This is a genomic window from Cryomorpha ignava (genome assembly GCF_010686655.1).
Lineage (GTDB): Bacteria > Bacteroidota > Bacteroidia > Flavobacteriales_D > Cryomorphaceae > Cryomorpha > Cryomorpha ignava.
Window position 1 is genome coordinate 1 of record NZ_JAAGVY010000084.1, and the last position, 6,197, is coordinate 6,197.

At 39.2% G+C, this 6,197-nt stretch carries 6 protein-coding genes; all 6 read right to left on the minus strand.

The genetic code is table 11. From position 1 onward, the window contains the following. Positions 1–459, minus strand: a 459-nt coding sequence (locus G3O08_RS20150) for a hypothetical protein (RefSeq protein ID WP_163287250.1), incomplete at its 3' end; no start/stop codon positions are given. Continuing rightward, positions 456–1,475: an RHS repeat-associated core domain-containing protein gene (locus G3O08_RS20155; protein WP_163287251.1), complete on the minus strand. Its 1,020-nt coding sequence runs from the start codon at positions 1,473–1,475 to the stop codon at positions 456–458. The genes G3O08_RS20150 and G3O08_RS20155, both read right to left, overlap by 4 nt. 97 nt (positions 1,476–1,572) lie before the next feature. Beyond that, positions 1,573–2,109, minus strand: a complete 537-nt coding sequence (locus G3O08_RS20160) for a hypothetical protein (RefSeq protein WP_163287252.1) — start codon at positions 2,107–2,109, stop codon at positions 1,573–1,575. A gap of 2 nt (positions 2,110–2,111) precedes the next feature. Beyond that, complete coding sequence (locus tag G3O08_RS20165) at positions 2,112–3,188, minus strand: hypothetical protein (RefSeq protein WP_163287253.1); 1,077 nt, start codon at positions 3,186–3,188, stop codon at positions 2,112–2,114. A 6-nt stretch (positions 3,189–3,194) separates the two neighbouring features. After that, positions 3,195–3,659 carry a hypothetical protein gene (locus tag G3O08_RS20170; RefSeq protein ID WP_163287254.1) on the minus strand — a complete coding sequence of 155 codons (465 nt, stop codon included), beginning with the start codon at positions 3,657–3,659 and terminating at the stop codon, positions 3,195–3,197. 10 nt (positions 3,660–3,669) lie between these two features. After that, entirely contained in the window at positions 3,670–6,039 is a 2,370-nt protein-coding gene (locus G3O08_RS20175; protein WP_163287255.1) for an RHS repeat domain-containing protein, read from the minus strand. Positions 6,040–6,197 lie beyond the last annotated feature (158 nt).

Genomic DNA, 6,197 nt, shown 5'->3' on the forward strand with positions numbered 1-6,197 from the left:
AACAATTGATTGTGTTGCAATATTGTTTTGAATATTAATCTCGTAAGCTGCAATTAGAGTATCTTGTAAATTAGTTGCTATTTCTTTTTCAAAAGTGCCAAAATCAAATACTTTAGCACGATAGTCTCCAAAATCAATCAAATCAACTTTTCTATTCATTCTTTCATATAATACTTCACCATTTTTATTAGTAATAGTCACATTCATAGAAACTAACTGTAATTCTTTTTGTGAAGTTTGGAATGATGCTCTTACTAACCAGCTATTTTGCTTTCCTGACTTTTCAATGATTACAAATGGGAAAGCACGAAGCTTGTAATCCTTTACAATTTTAAATTCAATCTGATAATCGGCTTTATTCAATTGTCCTTTATTGACAGATTGATAAATCATCATATCTCTTTTCACCCAACAACCTGAAAGTAAAAATATAATCAAAAGTGGTACAATCCTTTTCATCTTCTGAGTGTCAAAGGGGCAAACAAATAGTAATTCGTAAGAGTATATTTATAGCCAACCAACGGTACGAAAGCCATTCTCACTTTTCCTGCCCATTTGTATGTTTGTAACGCGATATCAGCACCATTTTTGAAGCTTTGTCTAATACTTCTTGCTGAAGATATTAAAGCACGGTCTGCAGCTAAAGTTCTTGTGTTAAATACGGCTCCCCTTGCACCATCTGCTCCTTGATTGTAGTATGCAACATCATGTTGATAACCTGCTTCGCCAAGCGGTGTTTGCGGGACATTGCCGTTTGCTCTCGTTACGACTGGGTCAGCATTTCCATTGGGACCAATATATTCATCATACCATCCTTCTTGATAATTATTTTCGTATTGCGTTTGTTTTTGAGCGGGCGTTAAATTATTTCGGTTATTAGCTCGTATTTGATCGAATAACCCGACACCATCACTAATGTTTGCCAATGCGCCTATACTATATCCTATATTTTCAATAGTGGAATTTCCTTCCTTACCCAAATATCCCCATTCATTTTGAGTAAAATTATAAGAAGCTGCACCGAAACTAATATTAACATCCGTTTGACCTTGGGTAACTATGTTCATTCCCAAACTGTTCGTAAATGAACCTGTCATTATAGAAGCGGTATTCGCAAAAGGAATTCCAGAAGTTGCAACTGCATAAGATGCCGCGCCTGACAACCCACCAACTACTGCACCACCAATCATGTATCCCCAAGTTTTTCCTGACTGAAAATCCCAATTACCTGGATTATAAGATTGGTTAGCCGTAGAACCACCAATATACGCACCTATTGCCGCACCAATAATAACTGGAATCCAAACAAACTCCCCATCCGGATCCACATACATCACCGGATTATTCCCCATCGCCAGATACGGATTGTGGAACTGCTCGGCAGGATCGGGCAACAACCACCCCTGTAAGACTTTTCCGTTTGCAAGCTCGATCCGATACGCGATAATTACGACAAAACTGGATTCTTTTGGCACAATTTTTAGTAACGATGACGGATTTTCATAATATGCGAGTTTTCAACATCCCATATTTTTCTATTTCGGCTGGAAACATCTTTACCCTATCATTAACTCATCTCTGCAGTTCTGCCCCAATTATTAAGGTGTCTGCATTGTAAGGATAGGTTTTTATAATTTCTTCATCTTTTTCAATTAGCTTCCTTTTTTGCAAAGTCTTAATCACTTTTTTAGGAATTTCATCACATTCAATGGTATAAATAATGGGTCTGTGTCCATATTTACCTATCTTCATTTTTGCAATAAAACTGCCCAAGTAATAACTCTTTCCTGCTTCAAATTCAAAATATCCGAAATATTGGTGTACCGGGTTGTTTATTGATTCTACAATCGCTGACCCACCAAAGTAAAATATTTGATATTTACCAGGTGGCAAATTCTCAATTATTGAATAGCGCTGCTTAAATACTGATAGAAGTTCCGAGTAATAAATTGTACCTGTTTCAACATTGACAAGTGAAAAAACTATACCGAAATCAATTCCTGCTATTCCATCGATTCCTTTCCCGGAAGCTGTTACCGAAACACCGTTTTGCCCAAGCAATGAAAAGCTAAGTAAACTGCTAAAAAATATAGAGATAATGATTTTCATAATTATCTAAACCAATTGTAACCAAAGAGATTTAGATACTTAGGCCGGAATTGTTGTCCTCTATTATGATATGAATTAAAATTCCTAAAGTTGAAGTAATTGTCAGTATATGGCCTATTTGAATAAAATGTAGCACTCCCTACTTTGTTCAAAGTAGTAAAAGTATATACACCTTTATTCTGCGAAGGCTTACCCACCTGCCCTATATTTTCAAGCCTAACATTTCTAACTTCTATGATTTTATTTCCATGTGGAACATCCACTTCATAGGTGTACATATCGTTTACTGGATCATAAGTTTCGGTAATATATGGATTGTTTTCAAAGTTTGTGCTTTTGTCAACTGAGGTTGAATTCGATTTATCATCATAAGTGCCATCTTCATTTAACTGCAAAGCAACTTTATAAGGATTAAATTCAACTCTTGGGTCATAATACCCACCAAGACCATAATTCCATCCACCTGAACCATAACCAACAAAGAGACCTACTCCTCCCTTTTCATTCCCCACGCCAATTCCTGCGCTCACACCCCAACTATATCCAACATGTTCACTGTGAGTAAGGTCATAGGTGGATGCAACATTGCCACCGGTATTCAGAGGGCCAAAGGATGCATAAACTCCAGCACTGGTGGTAGTTGTTGCTGTTTGCTGTTTAAAATTATAGTCCACGCTTTGTGTAACTGCGGCTCCCGCTCCAAAGCCTGTGCCCCCAACCCTATATCCGACTTCTCCATACGTTCCAATTGAAAATCCATCACCCCATCCAAAGTACAATCCGCCGCCTACACCTAAACCAATTGGCGTAAAATTTACTCCAATGCTGAAACCTTGTTTATTTATACTCCAAGTAATAAACTCCCCATCCGGATCCACATACATCACCGGGTTATTCCCCATCGCCAAATACGGATTGCTGAACTGCTCGGCAGGGTCGGGCGTAAACCACCCCTGTACGACTTTTCCGTTTTCAAGCTCGATCCGATACAAAATAATGACCGTTACTTCGTCATTTTCCGGTAGCACCCTTAACGGTAAAGCGGGTTTTTCATAATATGTGAGTTTTCTATAGCCCATTCTTTGCTATTCCGGTGGATATATCTGCATTCCTTCCATTGTTTCGACTGGTGGATAAGGAATATTAAAATCTAAATTTTCCAAATCCTGAAGGCTCAAGTCATAGCGTTTCAATATCAAATAATCATTCTTGATTTCAGTCCACAATGAGTCTTCAAAGACCGCTTTGTCAAAAAAGAAGAACGAAATAGTGTCCGCTGGTAACTCATCTATTTCTTCCGACCATGGCTCGCGTTTATCTATAAAAAATTTAGCACCATGTCCAAGAATAGTGGCATTCGGTTTTTGGATAGGCAACGTAGTGTCAGGATACTGTATTTCAGAGAATTTATCGTAGCCCAAGAAATATATCATCTGCGACGATTGGTTGATTATTGTTATAGTATAAAATTTTTCTACAAAAGGATTCTTTTCGCAGCTGCCTGATATTAGAAACAAGCCAATAATCAAAATAGGGATTATTTTTTTCATGATTCAGAGTTTAGCGACTTAACGGATAACGTGTCTCGAAAGGTGTCCAATCAACGTCAAATTCATCTTCAAAATATTTTCTCGCGAACTTATTTGCTCTGATCTCTGTCCATTCTGCACCTGATGCACTTGGGATGCCTATACCAAAAAGATAAAGTGGGCCGAACAAGCGGCTATCGAAAGTATGGCCGTATTCATGCATGTACAAAGGATCTCCAGGGATTCCCTTTTCCGAATTTCCAGTAACATATTCCTGAAAATTCTCTTCGATCTCTGATCTTATATCGATGTTAATAAAATTCCCAATAGATACCCCTTGTCTGTTGTCGGTGTTCTCCTTGGTAGAAAATGTTGCACCGCCCAAAAAGTCAACCCTATCTACTCCATTATATGCGTTTCTCACTTGACTGTATCCGTGACCGATTGTGGTTTGAGGTAGCTCCCAGCTAAACCGGCTTATACCCTGCCATGTTTGACCAAAAAAGTTCTTGTTCTCGTCAAGGTAAAAATTACCAGCAAATTGCTTCCCTGCGTTGCCAAGTTGCGTCCAATCTCCAGTATTTATACCTGTCTGGATACCATCTGCTACACCGAAGACGGTAGTTGCACCATAAACTATTCCCGCACCTTTTATTACTGTTCCAAGTATAGGGACACCTAAGCCATACATGACTCCTGTAGATATAACTGCACCAGCAACAAAACCAGCTCCAAAGGCTGTAATACCATCCCCGAAGTTATCAATGTTCCCGTTAGATGCTTGGATGCCCAGATTCACACCACCGAACACAACACCCGCTATCAAAGGCACCATCCAAATAAACTCCCCATTCGGATCCACATACATCACAGGGTTGTTCCCCATGGCCAAATACGGATTCGAGAACTGCTCTGCAGGATCGGGCGTAAACCATCTTCCAACCTGCGGGTCATAAAACCTAGACCCAAAATCAAACATCTCTAACCCGGATGAGGTCTGAGAAAAGAACTCACCAGTTTGGAGCTCTTTACTTGTATATTTATTCAAATATTCATCAGAGTGATCCAGTCCGTCTATTGACAAACCATACGGATAGTAGTGATTAATCTGACGCGTTTGACCACGCATATAAGTGATTAAGAAATTATCGAATGAGACATTAGAAGCACTTCCATTACTTACATAGGCATGTAGGTATCCATCCTGGACCACAGGAATATTCTCTTCTAGTAAATCTTTCAACTCATTTGGATCTGTAACCCTTTTGGCTCCGCTACCCGCGGGTAGCAAATTCATATCGTTGTCATATAACATCCAGACGAGGTAACCAAACGGTTTACTAACGTCAGTTGTATCAAAACTACTCGAGAAGAAAGAACCAATCGCAGTGCTGTATTGATTACCACCCGCAGCCAAATCAATAAGCTGACCTTCGGTAAGTCGCAGTACACCGGAGCCGGATGCTGCAAGTGCCAACAGTACTTCATTTACGAGCATATTTAAATTGTCATACGTCGCACCCGGTGCATCTTCTGTATAAAAATAATCGGTGCGAAGAGAGACCTGATCACCTCGACGTACAGGCATAACTATACTTGGCCCTATTTCGGTGCCATTTGCAGCACTTAAAAGAGCAATTTTCTCGTTTAGCTCTGCAGATCCATCAACGGGATAACCTGTTGGCAAATCCTCTGCTGTCTCACCCACGTTATCGAAATTCCTTTCTTCTATTTCTCTATGAGCTTCTTCCAGAGTGGATAAAAATTTCTCTGTGTAATAAGCGTTTTCTTCAGTTAGCACCACGCGTACGTTTCCTAAATAGTCTTTTATGAAGTAATCATAAACAAATTCTGTATCGTTGTCAGCCTCTGGGGGTGTAGGCCTTATAACTCCTTCCGGGTGATAGATCATAACCAGCTCACCGTTTTCATAAAGAAAATTGCCGATGTAATCTTTTTTGGTGATAGCAGATTGGCATGGCAAAGGATCACAATCATCCGTAATTGTTCTTTTTTGCAGTTTGTTTCCCGCAGCATCATAAATATATTGAATGTCATAAGCAGCATAAGAAGATTGCCAAACCCTTCGGGGCAGACCCAATAGGTTATATTCCATCAATACATCCTTATTTTTGTCTTCCTGCAATCTACCGCTTTCGTCATAAACGTATTGCTCTACAAGACTTGATTGGTCAACAAAGTGCTTACGCTGAGGTGTAAAACTACCCTCTCCACTATCGTTTATAGCTTCGGGTAAATAGCCATTGTTTTTATAAGTATAGGTTAAATCATCCATTTGAGTTGGGTAGGGATAACTGGTTGGTGTTATAGCTCTATTTCGTTTTAAGCGCATAATATTGCCACCCAGATCGTAATTTAAATTTTCATTGTAATAATTCAAATTTACATTAAAATTTCCTGGGTCGGAAGGTTGTCCCGACCCCCTATAAATTAGACTACAGTTAAAGTTTGAGATTTGTTGAATAATTGTCTTTAGGTTTTTTTTAGGCATTGGCAAGTCAAGTAATCCTACCTGACTTGCTTACCCATTTTACTTTC